The organism is Cognatilysobacter terrigena, assembly GCF_004361065.1.
Classification (GTDB): domain Bacteria; phylum Pseudomonadota; class Gammaproteobacteria; order Xanthomonadales; family Xanthomonadaceae; genus Cognatilysobacter; species Cognatilysobacter terrigena.
In genome coordinates this window covers 1-26,557 of sequence record NZ_SELT01000034.1, presented here as the reverse complement: position 1 = coordinate 26,557, position 26,557 = coordinate 1, and the positions used below count along the sequence as shown (strand labels likewise).

25 protein-coding genes are annotated in these 26,557 nt (G+C 69.2%); 6 read left to right on the top strand and 19 right to left on the bottom strand.

Going from position 1 to position 26,557, the window contains the following annotated elements; translation table 11 throughout:
• Positions 1-541, bottom strand: a 541-nt coding sequence (locus EVS83_RS14425) for a HAMP domain-containing protein (RefSeq protein WP_133501722.1), incomplete at its 3' end; no start/stop codon positions are given.
• Between the two features lie 236 nt (positions 542-777).
• Here EVS83_RS14425 and EVS83_RS14420 point away from each other — a divergent pair.
• The 4 genes from EVS83_RS14420 (at position 778) to EVS83_RS14405 (ending at position 7,543) form a co-directional block, all read left to right on the top strand.
• Positions 778-3,714, top strand: coding sequence for a bifunctional diguanylate cyclase/phosphodiesterase (locus EVS83_RS14420; RefSeq protein ID WP_133501721.1), 2,937 nt, complete (start codon positions 778-780; stop codon positions 3,712-3,714).
• 129 nt (positions 3,715-3,843) lie between these two features.
• Positions 3,844-6,702, top strand: coding sequence for a PAS domain S-box protein (locus EVS83_RS14415; RefSeq protein WP_133501720.1), 2,859 nt, complete (start codon positions 3,844-3,846; stop codon positions 6,700-6,702).
• Entirely contained in the window at positions 6,695-7,063 is a 369-nt protein-coding gene (locus EVS83_RS14410) for a response regulator (protein ID WP_133501719.1), read from the top strand. Before EVS83_RS14415 ends, EVS83_RS14410 begins: the two co-directional genes overlap by 8 nt.
• Before the next feature lie 48 nt (positions 7,064-7,111).
• Positions 7,112-7,543 carry a response regulator gene (locus EVS83_RS14405; RefSeq protein ID WP_208108760.1) on the top strand — a complete coding sequence of 144 codons (432 nt, stop codon included), beginning with the start codon at positions 7,112-7,114 and terminating at the stop codon, positions 7,541-7,543.
• Here EVS83_RS14405 and EVS83_RS14400 read toward each other — a convergent pair.
• The 5 genes from EVS83_RS14400 to EVS83_RS14380 form a co-directional block, all read right to left on the bottom strand.
• Entirely contained in the window at positions 7,537-7,794 is a 258-nt protein-coding gene (locus EVS83_RS14400; RefSeq protein WP_133501718.1) for a hypothetical protein, read from the bottom strand. The genes EVS83_RS14405 and EVS83_RS14400 overlap by 7 nt on opposite strands.
• Positions 7,795-7,872: 78 nt before the next feature.
• Positions 7,873-9,171 (bottom strand): ammonium transporter, encoded by a 1,299-nt coding sequence (locus EVS83_RS14395; protein ID WP_133501717.1) that lies wholly within the window; start codon positions 9,169-9,171, stop codon positions 7,873-7,875.
• 12 nt (positions 9,172-9,183) lie between these two features.
• Positions 9,184-9,648 carry a GNAT family N-acetyltransferase gene (locus tag EVS83_RS14390; RefSeq protein ID WP_133501716.1) on the bottom strand — a complete coding sequence of 155 codons (465 nt, stop codon included), beginning with the start codon at positions 9,646-9,648 and terminating at the stop codon, positions 9,184-9,186.
• Positions 9,649-9,792: 144 nt separating this feature from the next.
• Positions 9,793-11,202, bottom strand: a complete 1,410-nt coding sequence (gene glnA, locus EVS83_RS14385; protein ID WP_133501715.1) for a type I glutamate--ammonia ligase — start codon at positions 11,200-11,202, stop codon at positions 9,793-9,795.
• Between the two features lie 192 nt (positions 11,203-11,394).
• Positions 11,395-12,537 carry a GGDEF domain-containing protein gene (locus EVS83_RS14380; protein ID WP_166636920.1) on the bottom strand — a complete coding sequence of 381 codons (1,143 nt, stop codon included), beginning with the start codon at positions 12,535-12,537 and terminating at the stop codon, positions 11,395-11,397.
• 161 nt (positions 12,538-12,698) lie between these two features.
• On the opposite strand from EVS83_RS14380, the gene EVS83_RS14375 reads away from it, so the two are divergent.
• Positions 12,699-13,529, top strand: coding sequence for an undecaprenyl-diphosphate phosphatase (locus EVS83_RS14375; protein ID WP_133501713.1), 831 nt, complete (start codon positions 12,699-12,701; stop codon positions 13,527-13,529).
• A gap of 63 nt (positions 13,530-13,592) precedes the next feature.
• On the opposite strand, the gene EVS83_RS14370 is transcribed toward EVS83_RS14375, so the two are convergent.
• The 12 genes from EVS83_RS14370 to EVS83_RS14315 form a co-directional block, all read right to left on the bottom strand.
• Positions 13,593-14,768: a COG3904 family protein gene (locus EVS83_RS14370; protein ID WP_133501712.1), complete on the bottom strand. Its 1,176-nt coding sequence runs from the start codon at positions 14,766-14,768 to the stop codon at positions 13,593-13,595.
• 95 nt (positions 14,769-14,863) lie between these two features.
• Positions 14,864-15,490, bottom strand: a complete 627-nt coding sequence (locus EVS83_RS14365) for a YbhB/YbcL family Raf kinase inhibitor-like protein (protein WP_133501711.1) — start codon at positions 15,488-15,490, stop codon at positions 14,864-14,866.
• 30 nt (positions 15,491-15,520) lie between these two features.
• On the bottom strand, positions 15,521-17,590 hold the full coding sequence (locus EVS83_RS14360) for a tetratricopeptide repeat protein (protein ID WP_166636919.1): 2,070 nt from the start codon (positions 17,588-17,590) through the stop codon (positions 15,521-15,523).
• A 47-nt stretch (positions 17,591-17,637) separates the two neighbouring features.
• Entirely contained in the window at positions 17,638-18,627 is a 990-nt protein-coding gene (locus EVS83_RS14355; RefSeq protein ID WP_133501709.1) for a YheT family hydrolase, read from the bottom strand.
• A gap of 6 nt (positions 18,628-18,633) precedes the next feature.
• On the bottom strand, positions 18,634-19,437 hold the full coding sequence (locus EVS83_RS14350) for a lysophospholipid acyltransferase family protein (RefSeq protein ID WP_133501708.1): 804 nt from the start codon (positions 19,435-19,437) through the stop codon (positions 18,634-18,636).
• A gap of 48 nt (positions 19,438-19,485) precedes the next feature.
• Positions 19,486-19,920 carry a hotdog fold thioesterase gene (locus EVS83_RS14345; RefSeq protein ID WP_133501707.1) on the bottom strand — a complete coding sequence of 145 codons (435 nt, stop codon included), beginning with the start codon at positions 19,918-19,920 and terminating at the stop codon, positions 19,486-19,488.
• 31 nt (positions 19,921-19,951) lie between these two features.
• Positions 19,952-20,320: a PDZ domain-containing protein gene (locus EVS83_RS14340; protein ID WP_133501706.1), complete on the bottom strand. Its 369-nt coding sequence runs from the start codon at positions 20,318-20,320 to the stop codon at positions 19,952-19,954.
• A gap of 32 nt (positions 20,321-20,352) precedes the next feature.
• Complete coding sequence (locus tag EVS83_RS14335; RefSeq protein WP_133501705.1) at positions 20,353-20,541, bottom strand: hypothetical protein; 189 nt, start codon at positions 20,539-20,541, stop codon at positions 20,353-20,355.
• A gap of 113 nt (positions 20,542-20,654) precedes the next feature.
• Complete coding sequence (locus EVS83_RS14330) at positions 20,655-21,038, bottom strand: VOC family protein (protein WP_133501704.1); 384 nt, start codon at positions 21,036-21,038, stop codon at positions 20,655-20,657.
• A 23-nt stretch (positions 21,039-21,061) separates the two neighbouring features.
• The gene (locus EVS83_RS14325; protein WP_246022979.1) at positions 21,062-23,179 is read right to left on the bottom strand and encodes a phospholipase D family protein; all 2,118 of its coding nucleotides are present in this window, start codon (positions 23,177-23,179) and stop codon (positions 21,062-21,064) included.
• A 7-nt stretch (positions 23,180-23,186) separates the two neighbouring features.
• A complete protein-coding gene (locus EVS83_RS14320; protein ID WP_208108758.1) occupies positions 23,187-23,738 on the bottom strand; it encodes a YceI family protein in 552 nt (183 codons plus the stop codon).
• Positions 23,729-24,205 (bottom strand): SixA phosphatase family protein, encoded by a 477-nt coding sequence (locus EVS83_RS14315; protein ID WP_133501701.1) that lies wholly within the window; start codon positions 24,203-24,205, stop codon positions 23,729-23,731. The genes EVS83_RS14320 and EVS83_RS14315 overlap by 10 nt, the downstream gene beginning before the upstream one ends.
• Positions 24,206-24,367: 162 nt before the next feature.
• Here EVS83_RS14315 and EVS83_RS14310 point away from each other — a divergent pair, with 162 nt between their 5' ends.
• A complete protein-coding gene (locus EVS83_RS14310) occupies positions 24,368-25,855 on the top strand; it encodes an AAA family ATPase (protein ID WP_133501700.1) in 1,488 nt (495 codons plus the stop codon).
• 69 nt (positions 25,856-25,924) lie between these two features.
• On the opposite strand, the gene EVS83_RS15725 is transcribed toward EVS83_RS14310, so the two are convergent.
• Positions 25,925-26,557 (bottom strand): MBG domain-containing protein (locus tag EVS83_RS15725; protein WP_208108757.1); only part of this gene is annotated, 633 nt, incomplete at its 5' end.

The window sequence follows — 26,557 nt, the reverse complement described above, 5'->3', positions numbered from 1 at the left end:
CGGTACCGACTTCGAGCGCGACGCGAGTCACCTCGGACGAGAACTCGCCCATCTGCTCGATCATTCGATTGACGATCGTCGCCGAGCGCAGGAACTCGCCCTGCAGCGGACGGCCTTCGGCGTCGAGCGGCACGAAACGCGTGAGGTCGCCCTTCGACACGCCGGCGATCGCCTCGGTGATCGTGTCGACCGGACGCACCAGGTCGTCGACCAGCTCGTTGACCGAGCGCTCCATCTGCGCCCACTGGCCGCGGCGCGCGGCCGGCGCGATGCGCTGGCGCGTCTGGCCTTCGCGACCCACGGCCTGGCGCACGCGACCGAGTTCATCGGCCAGCGCACGGTTGTGCACGACGATTTCGTTGAAGGCCGCGGCAAGGCGGCCTTCGATTCCGTCCCAATGGCCCGGCAGCTGGACGTCGAAGTTGCCTTCGCCCACGGCGGTCATCGCGGCAAGCAGGGCCTGCAGCGGATCATCAAAGACGGGTGGACGGGCCGCGGACTTGGCGGCGGAACGGGTGCGCCGCGCGGTGGCTTCGGTCACGTGATTCTCGAGAAAACGCCCATCCCCATGGGCAGGGTCGCGCGAGAATAGAGGCGGCCGTGTCGACGCGGCGTTCACATAATTCGCGGCGTTCATGTAGCGAATAGCCTCGCCAGCGGGCTCTTCGTTGCGCGCAGCGCATCAAGATCGTGTGGTGACGGCCGTCTCGAACGTCCTTCGCCGGCGGCACGGCCGTTGCATGAATCGGTTCAGGCGCCTGCCGTTTCGGAACCGTTATGTCCGCCGTCCTCGCACCCCACTGGTCCTATGAAGGCGCGTTCCATGACGCGGCGGGCGGGCTTGCCCTGATCGGCCTCGACGGCCGCTGGCTGGTGCTCAACGACGCCGCCTGCGCCCTGCTCGGCCGGCCGCGGATCCGCCTCGAAGGCCGCTCCGCCGCCGGCGCCTGCGAACTGGAGGACGCCGTCGCGCTGATCCGCCAGATCGAGGCCGCCATCGACGGCACCACGCGCGCATTCGATCTGGAATTGCGCGTGCCCCGGCTGGACGGCAGCCACAGCTGGCTGCGGCTGGGCGCCTCCGTCATTCCCGATGCGCAGGGCTCGCCCAGCTACCTCGCCGCCACGCTGTACGACGTCACCGAGCAGCGCCGCGCGCGCGCCGAGCGCGATGCGTTCTTCGACCTCTGCCCGGATCCGCTCGCCATCGCGACCACCGCCGGCGTGATCGTGCGCGTGAACCGCGCATGGGAAGTCGCGCTGGGCTGGACCAGCGAGGAGATGCGCGCGCAGCCCTTCATCGAGTTCGTGCATCCCGACGATCGCGAACGCACGATGGCCGAAGCCGCCCGCACGTTCGCCAGCGATTCGACGCCGCGCTTCCGCAACCGCTACCGCGTGAAGTCCGGCGGCCATCGCTGGCTCGAATGGCATTCGCGCACCGGCGACGACGGCCGCATCTACGCGATCGCGCGCGACGTCACCGAACAGCAGCAGGCGATGATCATCTTCGAAGCGGAGATGCAGCGCCGGCGCCAACGCCTCGACGAAGCCGAGCAACGCCTCGGCGTGCACGTCAACAACACGCCGCTCGCGGTCGTCGAGTTCGACGCCAAGCTGCGCGTGCGCCGCTGGTCGCCGCGTGCGGAAGCGCTGTTCGGCTGGTCGGAAGAAGAAGTCATCGGCGACCGTCCGGACCAGTGGCATTTCATCCACGAGGACGACGCCGACACCGTCGCCACCGCGATGCTGTCGCTGGTGACCGGCGAGGCGCCGAGCCAGGTCATCCACCACCGCAACTACACGCGCGACGGGCGCGTCGTGCATTGCGAGTGGTTCATGTCGGCCGTGTTCGACGACGCCGGCCATCTGGTGTCGATGCTCGCCTTCGCGCAGGATGTCACCGCGCGCGTCCAGGCGGAAGCCGAGGCCGCCGAACGCGAAGCGCTGTTCCGCGCGACGTTCGAGCAGGCGCCGGTCGGCATCGCGCATGTCGGCCTCGACGGGCGCTGGCTGCGCGTCAACCGCACGCTCTGCGAGTTCCTCGGGCATTCCACCGACGAACTGCTCGGCCTGACGTTCCAGGACATCACGCATCCCGACGATCTCGATGCCGACCTGACCCTGCTTCAGCAGGTGCTCGACGGCCGCATCGAGCGCTACGAGATGCGCAAGCGCTACCTGCACCGCGACGGTCGCGTCATGTGGGCGCACCTCACGGTGTCGCTGCGTCGCGACGCGTCGGGGGCACCGCTGCACTTCATCTCGGTGATCGAAGACATCGCCTCGACCGTCGAAGCCGAAGCCGCGATCCGCAGCACGCACGACGACCTCGAAGCCCGCGTGGTCGAACGCACGGGCGAGCTCGAAAGCGCGAATCGCACGCTGGCGGTCGAGGTCGAACAGCGCCGCGATGCCGAACACGCGCTGCGCGAAAGCGAGCTGCGCATCCGCACCATCCTCGAGAACTCGCACGACGCGTTCATCGCCTGCGAGGAAGACGGCCGCATCGCGGAATGGAATCGCGCGGCGGAAGCGGTGTTCGGCTGGCGTCGCAGCGAGGTCATCGGGCGTTCGCTCGGCGAGCTGATCGTGCCGCCGAACATGCGCCACGCGCACGACTCCGGCATGGCGCGTTTCGTCGCCGGGGCAAAATCGAACGTGCTCGACCAGCGCTTGCAGCTGCCGGCGCGGCATCGCAACGGCCACGAGTTTCCGGTCGAACTGACTATCTCGCTGGTGCGGCTCGGCAAGCGCCGGCTGTTCACCGCCTTCCTGCACGACATCTCCGAACGCACGGCTGCCGAGCGCCAGCTGCGCGAGAGCGAAGCACGCTTGCGCACGATCACCGACAACGTGCCGGCGATGATCGCCTACCTCGGGCCGGACCTGCGCTACCGCTTCGCCAACGATGCCTACTGCGACTGGTTCGGCCGTCGCGACGTCGAAACCGCAGGCCTGCACATGCGCGAGGTCCTCTGCGATGACGACTACCGCATTGCCGAACCGTATCTGCAGCGCGTGCTCGCCGGCGAGCAGGTGAGCTTCGAGCGCGCGCGCGTCGATGCATCGGGGAAAACGCATCATGCGGTGGTGACCTATATCCCGGACGTCGCGTCGTCGATGGACGGCGCACGCGGTTTCTTCGTGGCGTCGCACGACATCACCGCGCACAAGCGCCTCGAGCAGGTGCTCGAGCAGCGCGCGCTCAGCGACGAACTCACGGGCCTGCCCAATCGCGCCGCGTGGCGACGCGCGCTCGACGCGGCGGCGCTGCGCGCGTCGGAGGGCACGCTCGGCACCGCGGTGATGTTCCTCGACCTCGACGGCTTCAAACGCGTCAACGACACGCACGGCCATGAGACCGGCGACGCCGTACTACGCGAGTTCGCTGCACGCCTGCGCCGCTGCGCGCGTGCTGAGGACGTGGTCGCGCGCCTGTCCGGCGACGAATTCGTGGTGCTGCTGCAGGACGATCGCGGCGCCGGCCGCGCCGCCGCGCGCGTCGCCGAGGCGATCGCGGTCGCGATCCAGCCCGCCTTCGAGATCGGCGCATTGCGACTCGCCATGTCCGGCAGCATCGGCATCGCCGTGCAGACCGGCGCGATCGATCCCGCGCTGCTGATGCGCGAAGCCGACGAGGCCATGTACGTGGCCAAGCGCACGCAGGACGGCATGCCTTACCGGCTGGTGGAGCTGGCCACCGCCGGTTGACCTCCAGCCGGGCTCGACCGTCCAGGGGTCCTCGCGAAATACACGTCGTCAACGGGTGAACCGGTTAGGCTCGGGCTTCACCTTCGGTCTCACGAGCCGCCTGTGACTACCTGGGCCACCCGCAGTCACATGAGTTCGACGACGCCCGAGGCACGCCTCGACGACGAGCCGCCACGGCGCCGCGCGGACTCGCCGCAGGGTTTCCTGCTCCGGCTCAGCGACGCGCTGCGGCTGCTCGACGATCCCGCCGACGTGCGCACCGTCGCGGCGCGCACGCTCGGTGAGTACCTCGGCGTTGCAGGCGTCGCCTACGGCGAAATGCAGGCGGACGGCGAGCACAAGGTCATCCGCCATGCGTACGCATCGGAAGGCACGCGCCCGCTCGACGGCGTGTTGCGACTTGGCGATTTCGGCGCAGTGCTGCCGGCGCGGCTACGCGCGGGCCACGCGGTCGTGGTGCGCGACCTCGCCGCGGAAACGCATCTCACGGACCTTGAACGCACGCGCTACGACGAACTCGATTTCGCCGCCTTCGCCGCCGTCCCGCTGATCCGCAGCGGCCGCCTGGTCGGCGACCTGCTGGTGCACCAATCGACGCCGCGCGATTGGTCCGACGACGACATCGACCTGCTGCGCGACACCGCCGAGCGCGTCTGGGCCGCGGTGGAGCGCGCGCGCGCTGAAGCGGAACGCGAGGCCGCGCATGTCGAACTCGCGCGCCAGTCACGTTTCATCGAAGGCATGCTCGCTTCGCTTCCCGACTATGCATACGCGTTCGACCGCGAGCATCGATTCGCCTACACGAATCACGCGATGCAGGCGCTGTTCGGCATGACCGGCGACGACATGCGGGGCAAGACCTTCGCCGATCTGGGCTATCCCGCCGATCTCGCCAGTCACCTCGATGCCGACATTGCGCGCGTACTCGACACCGGCGAAACGGTCGAGGACGAGGTCTTCTACACCAGTCCGATCGGTGTGGCCGGTTGGTTCCATTACTCGTGGGGCCCGGTGTTCGACGCGGACGGCCGCGTCGAACTCGTGGTGGGCACCTCACGCGACACGACTGAGCGACGCCGGATGGAGGAGCGGGTAGGCGCAGGCCAGGCGTGGCAGGCGTTCCTGCTTGAGCTCGGCGATGCGCTGCGCCAGTGCAGCGAACCCTCCGCCATCGGGGCGGAAGCGGTACGGCGGCTTGGCGCTTATCTCGGCGCGGAGCGCGTGCTCTTCAGTCTTATCGATGTCGACGCGGCGGTCGTGGAGTACGAATACGTCAACGGCGTGGAACCGTTGAGGGGACGGCGCTGGAAGACGCCATTCGCCGACGTCGCTGCCGGCATCTTCATGCGCGGCGATTCCCTGGTGGTGGCGGACATCGCGGCCGATCCGCGCATCGATCCTGAAACGCGGCAGCGGTATGAGGAACTCAACCTCGTCTCGATGGCCGGCGTCGGTCTGGTCGACGATGGCCGCCTGGTCGCCGCGTTCGGCGCGCATCGTTCACGGCGGTACGACTGGACCGAAGACGAAGTCGCGCTGATTCGCGAAGTCGGTGATCGCACCTGGAGCGCGATCAAACGCGCGACGGCGGAAGCGGCGCTGCAGCACAGCGAGCGAAGGCTTGCGGCGATGTTCGCAAACGCCGCCGTCGGACTCGCCGAGCTGGAAGATTCCGGCCGCTTCGTTCACGTGAACGACGAGCTGTGCCGCATCGTCGCGCGCTCGCAGTATGAGCTTACGACGCTCGGCGTCGCCGACGTCACCCACCCCGACGATCTCGCGCGCACCCTTGATGTCGTGGTGCATGCACGCGACACCGGCCACACGGCGCGCATCGAAAAGCGCTGCCTGCGCCCGGACGGCAGCGCGCTGTGGACGGAAACGTCGCTGACGCCGTTGCGTGCGGCGGCCGGGCAGCCGGGCAACCTGCTCGCAGTCACCATCGACCTCACCGAACGCAAGGCTGCGGAGGCTGCGGTGGTGCACAGCCAAGCGCAGCTTCGGCGCGTGCTGCAGGGCATTCCGCAGCTGGTGTGGCGCGCCGTGGAACTCGGCCGGTGGACGTGGGCGAGCCGGCAGTGGGCGGCGTTCACCGGCCAGAACGAGCGCGACAGCCTCGAGCATGGCTGGCTCGACGCCGTGCATCCCGAGGATCGCGACGCCGCGCTGCAGGCCTGGGCGGTCGCGCCGTCGCGCGGCGTGCTCGATGTCGAGTTCCGCCTCCGTCGCCAAGACGGCGTGTGGCTCTGGCACCACACGCGCTCGCTGCCCGAACGCGATCCGTCCGGCCGCATCGTCGAATGGCTGGGTACGTGCACCGACGTGCAGGAACTCAAGCAACTGCAGGCGCAGCAGGAAGTGCTGGTCGCCGAGTTGCAGCACCGCACACGCAACCTCATCGGCGTGGTGCGTTCGATCGCCGACCGCACCGCCGCCGGCAGCGAGACGATGGATGAATTCCGCAACCGTTTCCGCGACCGCATGGCCGCGCTCGGCCGCGTGCAGGGCCTGTTGTCCCAGCGCGATGCGGGGCGCCGCGTGACCTTCGACCAGCTGCTGCAAGCCGAGCTCGGCGGAGTGGGCGTGGTCGATCGCAGCAGGCAGCTCGTGCTCGACGGACCGGCCGGCGTCGGCCTGCAGTCCGAGTCGGTGCAGACGTTCGCGCTCGGCCTGCACGAGCTGGCGACCAACGCGGTGAAGTACGGCGCCCTGTCGACGCCGCAGGGCTGCCTGCACGTGCACTGGCGTGTCGAGGACGACGCGCGCGGCGAACAACTGTGTGTTGACTGGCACGAATCCGGCGTGTCGGTACCGGAACACGCGCGCAGCGACGAAGCGCGTTGGGGCTACGGCCGCGAACTCATCGAGCGTGCATTGCCGTATCAATTGAACGCGGAGACGCGTTACGCGCTGGACGAAGATGGGGTGCGCTGTACGATCCGGGTACCGCTGCGCCCGCCCGCTATGTCCCGGAGCCTCAATGGGTAACGTGCGAACCGATCCCTTCCGTGGCCTGCGCGTATTGGTGGCCGAGGACGAATACCTCGTCGCCGACGACCTGCGCCGCGAGCTCGAGGCCGCGGGCGCGGACGTCATCGGGCCTGTGCCGTCGGTCGCGACTGCGCTGGAACTGCTCGCGCTGCACGGCGACATCGACATTGCCATCCTCGACGTGAACCTCGGCGGCGAAACCGTGGTGCCGGTGGCCGACGCGCTCAGTGCGCGGGACGTGCGCTTCGTGTTCGCGACCGGTTACGACACATGGGCTATGCCGACCGCGTACGTCGACACTCCGAGCTGCGAGAAACCGGTCGACCTCGACACGATCGCCGATTCTTTGTTCCGCTAAAACCGCCAGCGGCGCCGCAGCGCGATGCCGTCTTTGCATGCCGCCAACATGCCGACCCGCAGACTCGCTGTGCGCGCCATCGTGGAGCGCAGCCATCACGAGGACGCGCGAGCGATGTCAACGGCGGTACACGGTCTGCGCCTTCTGGTAGTCGAGGACGAGTACCTGCTCGCGCTGTATCTCTCCGAGGCGCTGGAGGCTCTCGGCGCGCGCATCATCGGGCCGGTCGGCAGCGTGCACGCCGCGCTGGATCTCATCGAGAACGATCCCGACATCGACGCCGCGGTGCTCGACGTCAACCTCGGCGATGAAGCGGTGTATCCCGTCGCGGATGCGCTGGCCTCGCGCGACGTGCCGTTCGTGTTCGCATCAGGCTACGAACGCGACGCGCTGCCCGAGCGCTATCGCATGTTCCGTGTCTGCTCGAAGCCGGTCGATCCGGACGCGCTCGGCGTCGCGATCTCGCAGCTGCGTCACTGAACCGGATCGTCGTGCGGCTGGCGTCGCAACCCGATGACCTCGGGCGCGACCGCGAGCAGTTCCCGGCAATGCGCCCAGGCATCTTCGGTGTGCGCGAGCACGTCCGCCGCTGATTCGCCGTCACCGCGATCCAGCATGCGCCGGCCGAGCGCAACGGTGACGCCGACGGCGTTCACCGCGTTGCGCAGATCGTGCAGCCAGCGTTCGCGCGGATCGCGCGCGTAAGGCAATGCGGTGGCGCGGTCGTCCATGACGTTTCCCTCGGCGCATGCGCGACGTTGCCGGATCGTAGTGTGCATGCACGCGATCCCTCAAGCGGCCGTAGCGCGTCAGGGTGCGTAGGCGGACTCGCCGTGCGACGTGATGTCGAGCCCTTCGCGCTCCGTATCGACCTCGACACGCAGTCCGACCATGCGCGCAACGATCATCAGCGACACCGCCGCGACGCCGCCAGAGAGCACGAGCGTCACCGCGACGCCCGCGAGTTGCACGGCGAGCTGGCGGACGAGCCCGACGTCCGCACCCAACGTGCCGCCTAGCGCGGGCAGACTGAACACCCCGGTGAGCAACGCACCGACGATGCCGCAGATGCCGTGGATGCCGAACACGTCCAGCGTGTCGTCGACACGCAGTCGATGCTTGAGCGCACCGACGCCCCAGAACCCCGCGAGCCCACCGCAGGCGCCGGTCACCAGCGCACCGCCGACGCCGACGGTGCCGCAGGCGGGCGTCACCGCGACGAGGCCCGAGACCAGACCCGATGCCGCACCGAGCATTGATGCATAACCGCGTCGCGCCGCTTCGATTGCGCTCCATGCGAGCACGCCTGCGGCCGCGGCGATCAGCGTGTTGACGAACGCGAGTGCGGCGACGCCGTTCGCTTCGAGTGCCGAGCCTGCGTTGAAACCGAACCAGCCTACCCACAGCAACGTCGCGCCCGCGAGCGTCAACGGAAGAGAATGCGGTGACAGGCGCTCACGCCCGAATCCGATGCGCGGCCCGAGCCTGCGGGCAGCGACCAGCCCCGCGATGCCCGCATTGATGTGCACGACGGTGCCGCCCGCGAAGTCGAGCGCGCCATGCGTGAACAGCCACCCGTTCGACGCCCACACCATGTGCGCGAGCGGCACGTAGGCGAATGTGAACCACAGCGCGGTGAACAACAGGACGGCACTCAATCGCGCACGCTCCGCAATGGCGCCGACGACCAGTGCGCAGCTGATCGCCGCGAACGCGCCCTGGAACGCGATGTAGACGAATTCCGGAATCGCGACGCCAGTAGTGAACGTGGGCGTCGTGGATGCAGGCGTGACACCGCGCAGGAACGCCTTGGCGAATCCGCCGATCCACGCACCGCCGCCATCGAACGCGAGCGAATAGCCGTACGCCACCCACAGCACCAGCGCCATCGCCGCGACGATCAGCACCTGCACGAGCACCGACAGGACGTTCTTCGCACGCACGAGACCGCCATAGAACAGCGCGAGGCCCGGCGCGACCATCAGCACGACGAGCAGCGTCGACACGAGCATCCAGGCGGTGTCGCCTTTGTCGACCGCAAGCGGCGTCGCGAATCCGGTAGCTGGCAACGACACGACGAACGATGCGGCGACGCGGGCGATGCGCATGCGGACTCCAGCTCAGGCGGGGGCGAGGTTCAGCCTCATGAACGTGCTGTTCGGATCGTCGACGTAGTCGGCGAACGGCGTGCAGGCGACGAACCCGGCGCGGCGGTACAGCGTGTGCGCCGGCGTGAACTCCGCTGCAGTACCGGTTTCGAGACTGAGGCGTGTGTAGCCGCGTCGACGCGCTTCATCGATGACGACGTCGAGAAGTTTCGATGCGACACCGCGTCGCAGATGCGTCGCGGCCGTGCGCATCGACTTGAGCTCGCCGTGATGGGTGTCGAGGTGTTTGAGTGCGGCGCAGCCTGCGACGGAGTCGTCGTCCCATGCGGTCCAGAACGTGACGTCGGGCGACTTGAGACGGTCGATGTCGAGCGCGTGCATCGACTCGGCGGGCGATAGCTTCGCGAGCGCCGCGAGATGCGCGCCGAGCAGCGCGATGACGGCGGGGTGGTCAAGTTGGCCGGTCCGGACGTCCATCGGTTGGCAGGCGATCGTGGCGGTGTTTTCGATGTCGCTAGGGCGAGCGGTGTTTCCAGTCGAGTGCCGAACACGACGCATTCATCGAATGCACGGCCTGAAAGCGAAGCGGCCCGAAGCTCATCGCCTCGGGCCGCGTGATCGTCAGATCGTGTAGTACATCTGGTATTCGAGCGGATGCGTCGCCGCGCGGAACGCGGTGACTTCCTTCATCTTGAGCGCGATGTACGCGTCGATGAAGTCGTCGGTGAACACGCCGCCGGCCTTGAGGAAGTCGCGATCCTTGTCGAGTGCTTCCAGCGCCTGGTCGAGCGAGTGGCAGACGGTCGGGATGTTCTTCTCTTCTTCCGGCGGCAGGTCGTAGAGATCCTTGTCGCTCGGCGCGCCCGGATCGATCTGGTTCTTGATGCCGTCGAGGCCCGCCATCATCAGCGCGGCAAACGTCAGGTAGCCGGAGTTCATCGGATCAGGGAAGCGGATCTCGATGCGGCGTGCCTTCGGATTCGCGACGTACGGGATCCGGCACGACGCCGAACGGTTCGACGCCGAGTACGCGAGCATCACCGGCGCTTCGTAGCCCGGCACGAGGCGCTTGTACGAGTTGGTCGTCGAGTTCGCGAACGCGTTGATCGCGCGCGCGTGCTTGAAGATGCCGCCGATGTACCACAGCGCGGTCTGCGACAGGCCGCCGTAGCCGTCACCGTTGAACAGGTTGGTGCCGCCCTTCGCGAGCGACTGGTGCACGTGCATGCCCGAGCCGTTGTCGCCCACCAGCGGCTTCGGCATGAACGTCGCCGTCTTGCCGTTGCGGTGCGCGACGTTCTTGACGACGTACTTCATCGTCGTGAGTTCGTCGGCTTTCTTCACCAGCGTGTTGAACTTGACGCCGATCTCGCACTGGCCGGCGTTCGCGACCTCGTGGTGGTGCACTTCGACTTCCTGGCCGACCGCGGCGAGCGTCTTGCACATCTCCGCACGCAGGTCGTGCAGCGAGTCGAGCGGGCCGACCGGGAAGTAGCCGCCCTTCACCATCGGGCGGTAACCGGTGTTGCCGCCGGCGTATTCGGTGCCGGAGTTCCAGTGCGCCTCTTCCGAGTCGACGTGGAAGAAGGTGTGGCCCATCTCGTTGGCGAAGCGGACCGAGTCGAAGATGAAGAACTCGGGCTCCGGACCGAAAAACGCGGTGTCGGCGACGCCGCTCGACTTCAGGAACGCCTCGGCGCGTTTTGCAATTCCGCGCGGATCGCGCGAATAGCCCTGCATCGTGGTCGGATCGAGGATGTCGCAGATCAGCACCAGCGTCGGATCCGCGGTGAACGGATCGAGGAAGGCTGTGGACGGATCGGGCAGCAGCACCATGTCGGACTGCTGGATGCCGCGCCAGCCGACGATCGAGGAGCCGTCGAACATCTTGCCGTCCTCGAACAGCGAGGCCTCGATGATGTTGGCGGGGAACGTCACGTGGTGCTGCACACCGCGCATGTCGGTGAAACGCAGGTCGACGAATTCGACCTTGTGGTCGCGGATGAGCTTTTCGACGTTCTCGAGGGACATGGCGGCTCCGAGGGATGGCAGGGGGTCGCGGCGCGGGAGTGCGCTGACGCCGTCTTCACAGCAAGGACGATGCCAACCCGTCGCGGGCGATAAGCCATTGATTAGAAAGGGACGCAAGAGGTCCCGACTGCCAACGCCGCTTCATGGCGGTGCACGATGGACAGCTCGTGCACTGTCCTGGTGCACGAGCGGTCAGTCGCTGTCGAGCGCCACCTGGTCGCGGCCGCCGTGCTTTGCCCGGTAGAGCGCGCGGTCGGCGCGGGCGAGCAGCGCGTCCGCATCCCCGCCCGGGCGATGCGTGGCGATGCCGGCGGACAGCGTCACGCGCCGCGTCGGATGCGCGCCGCGCGCCACCGCCTCGCGAATGCGTTCGAGCGCGGCACTCGCGGCGTCCGGCGCGCCGGGCATGACCAGCAGAAATTCCTCGCCGCCCCAGCGGCCCAGGACGTCGGTGTCACGCAGCTGCTCGCGGCCGAGGCACGCGACGTTGCGCAAGACGTCGTCGCCGGCGGCGTGGCCCAGGTCGTCGTTGACCGACTTGAAGTGATCGATGTCGAGGATCGCGACGCAGAACGGCGTCACGCCGCGATTCGACAACGCGATGCTGCGCTCGAGCAGCGCCTGCATCGAGCGGCGGTTGGGTAAACCGGTGAGCTCGTCGCTGACCGCTAGGCGCTCGACCTGTTCGAGTGCAGCGGCGAGCGCGGCGCGCTGGTCCCGCAACTTCTGTCGCAGGCTCAACAGCCGCGCCGCGATCACCGCGAGCGCCGGCAGCACGACGAGGATCATCAGCACGTTGTTGATGTCCACGCGCAGCGGATCGACCGACGTTTCCGCCGTCAGCCAGCCCGGATGCGTGATGCGCAGCGCGACCGCCGCGATCAGGCTCGCCACCGCCAGTGCGGTCAGGAATGCGATCTGTCGCCAGCGCAGCGCGAATGCGCCGAACGCGAAGATCACCATCAGCGGAAAAAGGGCCGACGTGCGCATCGGGCCGCAGATCACGTAGCCCCAGTTCAGCGCGATCACGCCCATCGCGAGCTGCCAGATGCTCAGCGACGGATCGCGCAGGCGCTCCGACCAGCCGGTGCGCAGCGCGACATAGCTGATTGTCTGCACGGTGGCGACGAATCCCACCCAAGCCCGCAGCGCCGACACCTGCATCCAGCCCTGGCTGACGCCCGCGACCAGCAGCAGCGCGATACCGCCGTACACGACGCTCGCGATGAGCCACTGCACCAGGCGCAGCCGACGCCGCCGCTCCCGGCTGATCGCAAGATCGAACAGGCGCCGCCAGCGGCGAGCCGCTACCTGCGTGCCGTCGGCCTCGTTCATGGTGTCGACGGTTCCCATTCTTCCGACGATATCGGCGCGGCCCCGACCCGCTGGAGCGGCCGGGCGCGGCCCGGGCCGTACGGTTCATGTGGCGGCCGGGTCGCTGACGTCCGCGACCGCGGCCCGTACCATCCCCGCTCCTCTCTGCCCGGCCGCGTGCGATGCCCGACTTCCTGCAAGCCCTCCTGCTCGGCGTGATCGAAGGCGTCACCGAATTCCTGCCGATCTCCAGCACCGGCCACCTGCTGATCGCCGAGCGCTGGCTCGGGCATCGCTCCGACCTCTTCAACATCGCGATCCAGGCTGGCGCGATCCTCGCGGTCGTCGCCATCTACCGCGAACGGCTGTGGCAGCTGGCGATGTCGTTCCTCGGTCGCAGCAATGCGGACGTGCACGGCCAGCCGGCGCGCGACTACGCGATCAAGCTCGGCGCGGCGTTCGTCGTCACCGCGGTGCTCGGCGTCATCGTCAAGAAGATGGGCTTCGAGCTGCCGGACGAGGTCACGCCCGTCGCCTGGGCGCTGATCATCGGCGCGGTGTGGATGGTGGTGGCCGAAGTGTTCGCGGCGCGGCGTGCGCGCCAGATCGGCGAACGCACGACGATCAGCTTGACGGTCGCGTTGCTGGTGGGTCTCGCGCAGGTCGTGGCCGGCGTGTTTCCCGGCACGTCCCGTTCCGCCGCGACGATCTTCGTTGCACTGCTCGCCGGCACGACGTCACGCGCGGCGGCGACCGAATTCGCGTTCCTCGTCGGCATTCCGACGATGTTCGCTGCAACGGGCTACGAGCTGCTGCACGTGATCAAGGACGGCGGCGTCGCCGGTGAAGACTGGTCCGCGCTCGCGATCGCGTTCGTGGTGTCCACGATCACTGCGTTCGTCGCGGTGAAGTGGCTGCTGCGCTACATCCAGACGCACCGCTTCACGGCATTCGCGGTCTATCGCATCGTGCTGGGCATCGCGTTGCTGGCGCTGGTGCCGACGGGCACCTGATCGCGCCACGCGAAAACAAAAAGGCCACGAGAGATCGTGGCCTTTTTCGTTGCAGCGCAACGATCAGCGTGCGTCGCGCGCCGCTCCGCTGCGTGCGCCGTGCGCGCCGTCGGTGCCGGTCGACGCCACGCTCGGCGTGTCGTCGCTGCTGTCATCGGCGGCCGTCTGCTGCGCAAGCTGCGCCTGACGTGCCGTTTCGAGGTCGAGGCGGCGCTCGGCATCCGCCAGGGGCGTTTCGTCGATGCACTTGCCGTCGGGGAAGCCGTAGGCGTCGCGCAGTTCGAGGCCGCAGCGCGTCACGTCCTCCCACGGCTTCTCGTCGACGCCGCAGCGCGCCTCGAACTGGCGCTGGAACGCATCGCGACGACGCATGAAATCCTCGCCGCACTTGCGACGGATCACGATGCGATCGAGATCGTCCTGCGCCGCGTTGCGCCCGACCAGCCCGTACTCGTCGAGCTCTTCCGGCGTCAGCAGGCGCAGACGACGGTTCGGCACCGTCATCATCAGGTCGGCGACCGCGAGCGCGACGCCGTGGCGTTCGAAGTAGTCGCGCACCATCGAGTTGACGTTGCGCAGCTCGTCGTTGAGTTCGCTGCGCGACGTGGCGTTCGAGCGATCGCGCATCAGGCGATGCACGCCGACGTTGCCATGCACGATGCGGTCATCCGCGGCGGCGAGCACGAGCACGCAGGCCGACAGACAGTTCGCGTCGTTCTTCACCCGAACCGTCCACTTCGCATCGGCGAGTGCGTCCCCCGCGCGGATCGCCTCCTCGACGTGGCCGCCGGCGGAGTCGATGTCGAGCAGGCGCTCGGGCAGGTCCATGCGCTGCGCCATCGTCGACACGCGGCGCATCAGTTCGGTAAAGCCTTCGTCGATGCGACCGCTGTAATGCAGCCGCACGAGGCCGGTGGACGCGCACGACGCCATCGCGTCGTACAGCGGATAGAACTCGAGCGAATCGAGGGACCGCGGTGCGTCGTCGGCATCGTCGCGTTCGCAGCTCACTTCGGCGAGCCCGCGCTCGACGCGCGCGTCAGGCCAGTGCGTGCCGCTGAGGTCGTTGGACGGTTGCGGCTGCGGCTCGTCGTTGACGGGCATCGGCGCGACGGCGTTGTCGCCGAGCGTGACCGGCGCGCGCGCGGCCGGCGGCGGTGCCGCGTCGCAGGCGGCGAGCAGCAACAGCGCGAGTCCAACCGCAAGGCTTCGCCGCGTCACCCGTCCGAACTGCCGCACCGCTCGACCTCCTGCACCTGCACCGTCGGCCCATCGTGACCGCCCGCCGATGAACCCGGGCTGGGCCGCCATGACCAGTCTAACGGCGGATACGTTCAGCCCTTGACGTCCGGATGCAGCGAATACGTGCCCTGCAGCGTCGCTTCGGCGAGCACGTGGCCGTGCATCGCGCGCAGCACGTCGGACGAGGTGAACCGCTCGGGCACCTCGAGCTTCGCGACGTCGAGCGCGAACACGCGGAAGAAGTAGCGGTGCAGGCGGAGGTCGTTCGGCGGCGGGAACGGGCCGTCGTAGCCGCGCCAGTCACCCTTCATCGACGCGTCGCCGGCGAACCAGCCGGTGTAATCGTTGAGACCCTGGCGTGCGCCGGCCGGGCCCGACGGGTCGCGCTTGCCTTGCGGCACGACACCGTCGCTGGCGCTGCCCGCAGCGATCTCACGGACATCGGCCGGGATGTCGACGACGGCCCAGTGCGTGAAGTCGCAGCGCGGCTGGTCGACGGGGATCTCGACGCCCGGCTTGCCCACCATCTCGGGCGCCGTCGGCACGTCTGGATCGACCACCAGCAGCGCGAACGACTTCGTGCCCGCGGGCACGTAGTCCCAGCGCAGGTGCGGATTGCGGTTCGCACCGAAGCCGACACCGTCGCCCGTGCGCACGCCAGCGGCGAACTCGTCGGGCAGGCGCTGGCGATGCTCGAAGCTGTCACTGGTCAGGCGCATGGCGATCTCCGGTGGGGACGGTGGAAACGATCAGGCGGTGTAACCGAGTCGCGCGGCGACCGGGGCGAGGATGGCGAAGGCCTCGTCGAGGACGCCGGCGAAGCGACGCCAGTGATCGCGCGGCAGGCGCGTCGGTCCGTAGGCCTGCTCGGGCGCGATCGGCACGCGAAGGTCGAGCGCATCGGCCATCGCCTGCGCGATCGCACGGTTGTCGTGATGGATGTCGTCCAGGCGGATCGTGCGGTACGGCACGACGTCGTTCGCCTCGATCTCGGCGACCTGCTCCAACTGTCCGGCGAGCCAGCGCGCGGCCTCGACCGCGGACTCGACCCGCAGCGGCGCCGGACTGCCGAATGCCAGCCAGTCGACGAGCATGTCGCGCGGATCGCGCAGCGCGATGAGCAGACCCGCTTCCGGGATGTGCGGGCGCAGGGCCAGCGCGTAGGCGTTGTCCCAGAACGGCAGCCAGTCGAACACGACGCGCGGACGCGCGCCTCGGCCCGGTAGCGCGGCGCGCCACTGCGCGGCGAGGTAGGCGCCATCGAGCGTGCCGTCGACCAGCGCGCGCGGGGTGTCCATGCGCTGGAGCGGGTCGGCCGGCGGATTCGGGCCGATGCGGTCCTGCAGGATCGGGCCGCCGCTGACCTCGATCGTGCGCGTCAGGCGCTCGATCATCGAACCCGGCGCGCCCCACATGAAGACGGTGATCGGGGCGTCGTCCGGACGCGGGGCGCGCTCCGGCCACGGGCCGGTGTAGCCGGTCGCCGGCGGCGGCGTGATGCGGATCGAGGCGGCTTCGGCATGCAGCGACAGCCACGTCGCCACCGCTTCCGCCGGCTGGTCCGCGCGATCGTGCGCGAAGCCTAGCAACTGGCGCAGTGCGCGCGCGACATCCGGATCCTGCACGCGCTCGAGCAGCCAGTGCAGGCGCGTGACGGCCGCCGCGGGATCGCGCTTCATCATGCCGTCGAGCAGGCGCATTTCCGCCAGCGTGTGGCCCGGCTGCACTTCGACCACGCGATGCGCAGCGGCCTCGGCGCCTTCGGTGTCGCCGAGCGCATCGAGCACGGTAACGCGCGCCATCAATGCCGGCGGATAGTCCGGCATCGCGACCAGCCAGCGATCGATGACCGCACGCGCTTCGTCGCCCGCGAACGTTTCGACGCCCAGACGCGCGAGCCACAGGTCCTGCAGCTGCGGATGTGTGGCCAGCGCGGCGTCGAGCGTGCCGCGAGCATCGGCCTGGTCGTCGCGACGCTGCCAGGCTTCGATCAGCGCGGCGAGCGTGCGGCGGTCGCCCGGCATCAACGCAAGCGCGCGCTTCAGGCGCGGCACCGCGGCGTCGGTGCGATCGGCGGCGAGTTCGAGTTCCCCGACGAGGCGGTGCATGGCCGGACTGGCAGTGCCGTCGTCCAGCAACGGGGCGAGTTCGTCGGCAGCTTCGGCGGGCCGGCCCTGGCGTCGCACGATGTTCGCGACGAGCGACCGGAGCGCGAGGTTGTCGGGCGACGTTTCGAGCACGCCACGGAAGGCCTGCTCGGCGAAGGCAAGGTGCTCCTTTGCGAGATAGGCGGCGCCGAGCGCATAGCGCAGCAGCGGTTCGTCGGGCGCCTGCGCGCTCGCGGTGGCGACCAGCGCGAGGGCTTCGTCCGGGCGGCCGCGACGCAGCGCGAGCAGGCCTTCGACCGCCTTCAACTGCGGGTGGTCGGGCGCAATGCGCGCGGCCGTGCGCACGAGGCGATCGGCCTCGTCGAGTTCACCGCGGCCCATCGCGAGCTGCGCCTGGATGATGTACGCAGGGAACTGATTGGGGTCGAGCCCGATGCTCTGCGCGAGCGCGGTTTCCGCACCGCTGAGATCGCGCGACTGGAGCAAGAGGCCGGCGCGCTCGAGGTGCAGGTCGGCATCCTCCGGATAGCGTGCCAGCGCGCCGTCGAGCGTGGCCATCGCCGCGTCGGTATCGCCCGACAGGCGCTGCGCCGACGCCAGGAGGCGCAACGTGCGCAGATCGTCCGGCTGCTGCTCGGCGAGCGACTGCGCGGCGGCGAGGGCTTCGTCGGCGGCGCCGCGGCGGAGCGCGTCGAGGACGGTGTCGTACATGGAAATTCCCGGAAACATGCGAAGGCGACCCGGGATTGTAGCGGGGGCTACGCGCCGGCCGGACGGTCCAGCACGTCGGCGACCCAGTGCTCGGCGAAGCCGTCGAGGCGGGCGTTGCGCACGAAGCCGCAGTGGCCGCCGTAGGGCGTGATGGTCAGCCGCGTCGCGGGCGCGAGCCTGAGCGCTTCGAAGTCGTCGACCGGAATGACCGGATCGTCCGCGGCAGTGAGGATCTCGGCCGGTACGTCGAGCGATGCGAGGCGATGGCCGGCGAGCGTGTAACCGTCGAAGTAGTTCTCGATCGTGCCGAAGTCGGTGTGGCGCTCGACCAGCCACTGTGTCAACGGTCCGAGCCGCTGCGCGAGCGTGCGGTCGTCGAGATGCAGGAGATGCGGGAACAGCTCGCGCTTGCGCACCAGCGAGGCGCGCCACTTGCGCTCGAAATAGCGGCGGTAGAGGCCGATGCCGTGGTCCATCACGCGCATCGTCTTGGCCGGATCGAGCACCGGGCAGACCGACGCGACACGCTCCAGCCGAAGGCCCGCCGCCGACGCGCGCAACGCCAGCCGCAAGGTGAAATTGCCGCCGAGGGAATAACCCGCGGCGACCATGCGCGACGCCGGGAAGCGCTTCGAGACCTGCACCGCCGCGCGCACCACTTCGTCGATGCGATTGGAGTGGAAGATCTGTTCGTTGAGGTGATGGCTGTCGCCGTGGTCGCGGAAGTTCAGGCGGAACGTCGACCAGCCGCGCGCGAGCAGTTCGGCGGCGGTGAGCCGCATGTAGCTGGAATCGACGCTGCCTTCCCAGCCGTGCAGCAGCAGCGCGAGCCCCTTGGACTCACCGGACGCGGGTTCGTCGTGCAGGCCGGAGAGGCGCACGCCGTCACCGGCGTCGATGATGTGCGGCGTCGTGCGCGCATGACATGCGGCGAGGCGCTTTTCGCCGAGATGCCGACGCAGCGGGCTGGTGCCGAGGATCGTCTGGAGGTGCGGGCCGCGCAGCCATCGCGGCGGCGCGAAGTCGACGCTCGCCATCGCGGCTCAGCCGTGCATCGCGTCGAGGATGCGCGTGCGCGACAGCTCGGCGATGCGACGCCGGCCTTCTTCGGCGCCGGCCGGAATCGGTTCGAGGAAATGCACGGTCGCGGTGCGGGTGGGCTCGCCGAGCAGGCGAATGAAGTTCGCTGCGAAGCTCTCGCGCTTGCCGAACGCCACCACCTGCTGCGCGCTGCCGTGCTCGCCGTAGATCAGCGCGACCGGCTGCACCGGCACGCCCGCGTCGACCGCCGCGGTGAAGATGCGCGCGTGGAACGGGCCGAGCTCGCCGCCGCCACGCGTGCCGCCTTCGGGGAACACGCCGACGGAGTCGCCGCGCTGCAGGCGTCGCACCATCTCGCCGAGCACGCCGCCGAGCGATTCGGTGCTGCCGCGGCGGTGATAGATCGTCTGCGCGCGCGCGGCGAGCCAGCCGATCAGTGGCCAGCGCGAGATCTCGTCCTTGGCGACGAAGCCCATCATCCGCTGGCTGTGCAGCATCGAGATGTCGACCCAGCCGACATGGTTGGCGACGAACATCGTCGCGCCCTCGAGCGGCGTGCCGGCGCGGCGCAGGCGGAAGCCGAACACGCGCATCAGGCCGGCCTGCCAGGCGCGGATCACGCGATGCTGGAACGGCTCCTCGCCCCAGCGCCAGTTGCGGGTGATCGGCGTGAGCAGCAGCAGCGTGATCGGGAGATGGATCATCGCATGCCAGAGCAGCATGGGCACGCGGATCAGGTAGCGCGGCACGCGCAGGACGGCGGCGCCCGGCGCGGCGGCGCCTGCGGGGGACGAGGGCGCGATCATTGGCGACAGGTTACCGGACGCCGCCGCGCGCCGGGGCCGCATTCGTATTCAACGCGCGTCGCGCGGGACCACCGCGAGCGTCAGGCGCGAGATGCAGACCAGCTTGCCGCGCTCGTCCTCGATGCGGATTTCCCAGACATGCGTGCTCGCGCCGACGTGCAGCGGCCGTGCGGTCCCGGTGACGGTGCCGTCGCGCGCGGCGCGCACATGGTTGGCGTTGATCTCGATGCCGACGCAGACGCGGTCGGCCGGCACGCAGAGGTTGCCGGCGGTCGAGCCCAGCGTTTCGGCGAGCAGCACCGACGCGCCGCCGTGCAGCAGGCCATAGGGCTGCCGCGTGCGTTCGTCGACGGGCATGGTGCCGCGCAGGAAATCCGGCCCGAGCTCGGTGAAGCGGATGCCGAGCGGAATCATCGCCGTCCCGGCGGACAGCGCGTTCAGATCGTCGAGCGTGGTGGTCCCGCGGAAGGGAGAATCGGTCATCGCGCCACGATACCGCGGGGCGCGGACGTGCTCAGCCGCCGGCGACGAGATCCAGCGTTGCGACGCGGCCGTCCGGGTGGCGCACGGTCATGCGCAGGTGCTGGCCGGGGGCGAGGCCCTGCAGCTTCGCGCCGAGCGACTTCGCGGGCGAGCCTTTGATGACGACGCCATCGACATCGAGCACGGCGTCACCGGCACGCAATCCGCCGAGCGCCGCGGGCGAGCCCGGCGCCACGGTCGTGATCGACACGCGCTCCAGGCTCGGCGACAGGAAGAACCCGGACGGTTCGACCTCCACGGCGAAGCCGAGGCGGCCCTTCGCGGCGCTCGCAGGAGTCACGGCCAGTGCGCAGGCGAGGCCGGCGGCGGTGGCGGCGCGAAGGGCGGTCGGTCGGAACATCGGGCGGTCAGTCGATCGAAGCAGTCAGCGGATCAGGCGACGCGGAAGCGCGGGCCGGCCCAGTCGCTCGTGTAGCGGCGGGTCGAGGCGTAGCCGCTGCTCTTGCCGTAGCCGGTGCCGTAGTCGCGCTCGATCGGGTTCTGGCGGGGCGTGGCGGTAAACGGAACAACGCGAGCGGCTTCGGCCGGGGTCGGGTTCGGGGTGCGTTCGGTGGCGGTCATGGCGGCGTCCTTGGGTGAGTTGGTGAATCGGTGTGTTGGTAGAGTACAACACCTAGACGATTCGCCATGGGCCAGAAGTCACCCCACCGAAGGACTAGACCGGTCGAGGCCGCTCAGGCGGCCGTTGCGCGGTGCGTGCCGAGCCACCAGACGGTGCCCTGAGGGTCGCCGACCCCGGCACTCCGGTCGCCGTAGGGCAGGTCGCGCGGGGCGGCCAGGCCCGTCGCGCCCGCGGCGATCGCGCGTGCATAGACGGCATCGACGTCGGGCACATAGACGTGCAGCGAGTTCGCGAACGCCGCGTCGGCGCGCTCGCCGACCATCACGACGGATTCCTCGATCGCCACTTCCGCGTGGCGGATGCCACCTTCGGGCGTCGCATGCCGCAGGCGTTCGACGGCGCCGAAGACATCGACGAGAAACGCGATCTGCGCGGCGGCATCGCGCACAACCAGATACGGCGCGACCGCGGGATGACCTGCGGGACGATGCGACATGTCGACCTCCGTGTCGGACGGAATCAGAGAATCGGCGCGAGCCCTGCACCGAACGCGGTGAAGATCCGTGTCATCACGCTTTTGAAGCCGAGCGCGACTTCAGGGAAATCGCCGACGGGTTCGTAGCAGTCGCGGAACTTCGGGTCGTCGGGATACAGGGGATGCGTGCACTGCAGCGACGGCTTGAACGCGTAGCTCGTGCCGTAGCGACGCGGCCACAGATCGAAGATCGGCAACTGTTCCGACGCCTTCGTCACCGAATAGTCGACGCCCGACAGCACCGGCGCCTTGTCGCGCGGCGCGATCACCCAGGAATTCGCAGGCGAGATGTCGCGACCGATGCTCGCGGCGAGCTCGCGCGCGAATGCCGGGTCGCGCACGACGACCATCGACTCGGTGTTGTAGTGATCGCCGCGCGGATCGAAGTTGTGCGTGCCGACCACGCCGACGCTCTCGTCGATGACCACCGACTTGGCATGCAGGCCCATGCGCACGCCGGCGCGCTCCAGCGGCACCGGGGCGTTGCTGCGCCGACTGCCGTAGGCGAGCGCGGCGAATTCCGTTTCCAGCGGTCGCGGCTTCGCGCGTCGTGCGTTCTGTCGCGCGAGATTGCAATCGACCACGCTGCGGCGGTCGCAGTCGATGCGCGTGGAGGTGTTGGTCGCGCCCGCGGTGGTCGTTGCCGTTGGCGTCGCCGGCGATGCAATGCCGGTCGACGTCGCATGCGTGCGGGGCGCGCCCGACGCCACCGCCGTCGCACCGGAAAGCGGCTGTACGCTGTGCGTGCCCGTCGCTTCGCCGGGTGTGGAGGCAACCGCACGCTCCATCGTCGGGGTGACCTCATTGTTCGCCGCGACATCCGCCGGCACTGCGCCCGTCGTCGCGACGTCGATCGGCACGTCCTCGGGGACCGGCTTCATCTCGTAGATGTTGAAGCCGTACTCGCGCAGATAGCGGCGCTTGTACTTGTACGACAGCGCGTACGCGATGAACGCGTCGGTCGCCGCGAGGCTGTTCGTCGAGACGATCACGCGCGGCGGGTCGGGCCGCTGGTGCAGCGTACGGAACATCTCGCGCGCGGGTTCGGACAGCACGAGATACGGCGTCTGCAGCATCACGCGTTCCTTCGCGCCGAGGATCAGGTCGCGCAGCGTGACGCTGGCCGGCGACAGGCCACTGCCTGGCACGACCTTGCCCGGCGGATCCGCGACGTAGTCCACCTGGCCCACCGGCAACACATGCCCCATCAGGCGCGACGTCACGAACTCCGAATCGTCGACCAGCGCCTTCGCTGCGGCGAGACGCGCCGGCTGTTCGTAACCGCCCTGCGGCAGCGCAGGAATGCCGCTTCGCACCAGCAGATGGCCGACATCCGACAGATGCTGGATCGGCACCGCACGACGATCGTTCCAGTAGCCCTCGAAGCTGTCGTCCATCGAGCGCGCCGCCGGGCCGGCGATGAGCACGTCGCGATCGCGGAAGTTGTACTCGCTGCTCCAGTCGTAATAGTCGTCCTGGTAGTTGCGTCCGCCGGTGATGCCGATGGCGCCGTCGATCAGCAGCAACTTGGTGTGCATGCGCCGGTTGAGGTCGTGCCAGCAGCACGCGGCGGCGAGCGCATAACCCGGATAGCTGATGCGCGCGCGGCCGAGCACCGGGTTGTAGACGCGCGCTTCGAGGTTCGCATGCGCGCCGGCGAGCGCCGCGAGCGTTTCGACGCGCTTCAGCGCCGACAACTGATCCATCAGGATGCGCACGCGCACACCGCGCCTGGCGGCCTTGATCAGTTCGTCGAGCACGAACCGCGCCGAGTCGTCCTCGTCGAAGATGTAGGTCTGCAGGTCGATGCTGGTGGTCGCGGTGCGGATCAGGTCGATGCGCGCGAGCAGCGCGTCGCTGCCGCGATCGAGCAGCATCGTGTAATGACGCGGCTGCTCCGGCATCGACTCGGCGAACGCGCGGCCGGCGAGTTCGTGCAGTGGCGACGGGCGCGCGCAGGCGTCGGCGCGGTCGCAGTCGACGGCGGTCGGACGTCCCGCTTCGACCACGGCGTCCACGCGGCGCATCTCGCGCGACGACATGCCCGCGCATCCGCCGAGCAGGCCCACGAGCAGGACCGCCATCAGCAGGCGCGTGAGCATCGAGGGGTCAGTTGACGAACAGGACATTCAGACGGAACCGGACGCGGTCGGCCAGCGCCCAGCGCCAACCGTCGAGGCCGTAATCATCGCGGCTCACGCGGCCCGACGCGAGGATCGGGCATTCGTATCCCGGGCGTGCGCAGGCCGCGGGCGCGAGTTCGAAGCGCTCGCGATGCTCGACGCCGTGCATGCGCAGCACGCCTTCGAGCGCGCCACCGCTGTGTGCCAGCGCGGCCGGATACGGGTCGGAAGTGAATTCGATCTCCGGGAAATGTTCGACGTCGAACAACTGCGGCCCGCGCGCGAGCCGCGTGTAGTACTCCGAGTTGCCGACGCGCAGGCCGCGCGCATCCAGGCGCATGCGCACCTGGCGGCGCCCGTCGGCCAGCGTGTCGACGCGGCCTTCGGCGAGCGGGAACTGCCCGCGCACCTGCGAGCCGATGCGCGTATGCAGATCGAAGTCGATGCGCGAGCGCGACGTGTCGAGCGCCTGCGCGTCGCAGAGCCCGGAGGCGAGGACGAGCAGCGCGGCGAGCAGGATGCGCGGCGTCACGGCCACCAGAATTGCGTCACCTCGGCGACGCCGGGCTCGAGCGCGGCGTCGGCCGGCATAGACAGCACGGCGACGCCGGCCGGGGGCATGCCGCGGTAGTCGCCGGACTGCCCGCTGGCCATCAGTGCGACGAGCTGCTCGAGGCCAGGGTTGTGGCCGACCAGCATGACGTTGCGGGTGTCGCGATAGCGGTCGGCGATCTCGATCAGCTGGCCGGGCGTGGCCTCGTAGATGCCGGTCTCGATGCGCTGGTCGATGTAGCCGGTCACGCGCATCACGTCTTCCAGCGTCTCGCGGGTGCGGCGCGTGTCCGACAGCAGCACGACATCCGGCGCGCCGCCGTGCTCGACCAGCCAGCGCCCCACCGCCTCCGCCTCCGCGTGCCCCACCGCCGACAGCGGGCGATCGGCATCGGTCTGGCCGGCCTGCGGGGCTTCGGCGTGGGCGTGTCGCAGCAGGATCAGATGGCGCATGGTCGAGGGGCTCCCGGTCGGTGATCAGCTTGGCGCTTCGCGGTCGCCGCGAAGTGAACGCACGCCATCGAGGCTACACCCCGCGTCGCGTCGGCGGTGCATCGCCGCGGCCCGTATCATTCGCGCTCCGCCGGCGGGGACTGGCGGCATGGACGACCTGAAATGAGTGAACTGCACGACCTCGTCGCCCTGATCCGCGCGAACACGCCGCTGATCGTGATCGAGACCCGCGACGAGGCGCGCGTCGTCGAACTCTTCCGCCAGGCGCTGATGCATGTCTGGCGCGAGCTGTATCGCTGGTCGATCACCGAAGGCCTGCGCCGGCTCGACTTCGACCGCGAGGATCCGCCGCACATCGCGCCGGACGCCACGAACACCTTCCAGGCGATGCGCGACGCCGAGAACCGCGGGGTCTACGTGCTGTTCGACATGCACCCCTACCTCGGCTACGCCGGCAGCCAGCGCATGCTGCGCGACCTCGTGCAGCGTCGCGACTGCGAACCGCACGTGATCGTGCTGGTCGGCCAGAACGTCGAGCTGCCGGCCGACCTCGAATCGCTGGCCGTGCGCTTCCGCACCCAGTTGCCCGACGCCAACGCGCGGCTGAAGATCGTGCGCGAGGAAGCCGAGAACTACGCGCGTGAGAACGGCGGACGCCGGGTGACGGTCGACGCCGAGGCCGTGCAGCAGATCGTGCGCAACCTGCGCGGGCTCGATCCGGTCGACGTGCGCCGCATCGCGCGTCACCTCATCTTCCGCGACGGCGCGCTCAACGCCGACGACCTGCCGGAACTCGCCAAGCTCAAGTTCGAGCTGCTCAACCGTAGCGGGCACCTGGCGTACGAGTACGACGGCGCGCAGATGGACGACGTCGCGGGCGCACGGCGCGTCAAGCGCTGGGTGGAGCAGCGCAAGAATGTCTTCCTCGCCGCCGAGCCGCCGCCGGGCCTCGATCCGCCGAAGGGCGTGCTGCTGCTCGGCGTGCAGGGCTGCGGCAAGTCGATGCTGGCCAAGGCGATCGCCGCGGGCTTCGGCGTTCCGCTGCTGCGCCTCGACTTCGGCACGCTCTACGACAAGTTCCACGGTGAGACCGAGAAGAACCTGCGGCAGGCGCTGGAGTCGGTCGAACAGCTCGAACCCTGCGTTCTGTGGATCGACGAGATCGAGAAGGGCGTGTCGACCGACGAAGGCAACGGCGATGGCGGCGTCTCTCGCCGCGTGCTCGGCTTCCTCCTGACGTGGATGGCCGAGCGCAAGTCGCGCGTGTTTCTCGTCGCCACCGCGAACCAGATCGATGCACTCCCACCCGAGCTGCTGCGCAAGGGTCGCTTCGACGAGATCTTCTTCGTCGACCTGCCGAATGCGGAAGCGCGCGACCAGCTCTTCCGCGTGCACCTGAAGCGGCGCGGGCTCGACGCCGCCGACTTCGACATCGCCGCACTCGCGAACGCGAGCGAGGGCTTCTCCGGTGCGGAGATCGAACAGGCGATCGTGTCCGGCCTGTACGCCGCGCACGCCGCGGGCGTGCCGCTGTCGGACTTCACCCTGCGAGCCGAGCTGCGCAACACGCGCCCGTTGTCGGTGGTGATGGGCGAGCGCGTGGCCGCATTGCGCGAGTGGGCGCAGGGGCGCACGGTGCCGGCGGACTGACCGCCGCGCGCATGCGACGAGCCCGGCGCATGGCCGGGCTCGTCGTTTACTGCGGTTGGAACCGATGACTCAGTGCGGGCGGCCTGCGCCGCACGCGTTCGCGCGGTCGTCGGTCGGATCGCACGGGCGACGGTCGTCGACGATCTCGAGCGGAGCAGCGTCTCGATCGGACGAAGTGTTCGTCTCGTCGAGATAACGCACCACCTCGCCCACGGTCGCGGTGAGCGCCGCGCCGTCGCTCGGGTCCAGCGCCAGCGGCACGATGGTCAGCGTCGAGCCGACGAACGTGAGCTGATAGTTCGCCGACGCATTGAGCGTGCCCTGCCCGATCACGTACTGGCCCGCCGTTTCGCCCGGCGCACGCACCAGGCTGCCCGACAGCGTGTCGCCCGCCACCAGCGAGCCCTGCGTGACGCCATAGCTCAGCGTCGGATCTGGCGTGGCCTGCAGCTTGGTCAGCGGGTTGGCGGTAACGGTGATGGCGCGACGCAGGATGTCCGCGACCGTCGAACCCGGCACCACCACCGTGTAGTTGCCGGCATCCGTACCGTTCAGCGCGACACCACCGACGGCGACGGTCTTGCCGGTGCCGGCGTTCGCGTCGCTGAAGGTGTAGGTGCCGGTGGCGCCGACGGTGTCGCCGGCGACCACGCCGTTCAACGCGATCGAACCGGTGCCCGTGCGCGTGCCGTCGTAGGTCTT